The organism is Rhodococcus sp. IEGM 1409 (assembly GCF_030056735.1).
Lineage (GTDB): Bacteria > Actinomycetota > Actinomycetes > Mycobacteriales > Mycobacteriaceae > Rhodococcus_F.
Map to the genome: position 1 here is coordinate 1 of NZ_JASHKN010000031.1, position 263 is coordinate 263.

At 61.2% G+C, this 263-nt stretch carries 1 pseudogene; it reads left to right on the top strand.

The features are described from left to right. Nucleotides 1-263, top strand: a pseudogene (locus QM716_RS29175) (ABC transporter permease); the annotation flags it as partial.

The window sequence follows — 263 nt, forward strand, 5'->3', positions numbered from 1 at the left end:
TGTTCTCAGTGCTGAACGTATCAAGATCACCACGACCAAGTCGCCGCTGTGGTGCTCGGTCATCATCGTCGTGCTTGCTCTCGGCTTCGCGGCCATCATGGGCACGGTGGCCAAGTCGGCTCTGACGTCTTCGGACGTCCAGGGGGCTCCTGACCTCGACACTGCCGTCGCCACGGCCGGTATCTCAGGCTTCGGAATCATGGTTCTCATGATCATGGCGGCCCTCGCGGTCACCAGTGAGTACCGCTTCGGGACCATCCGAA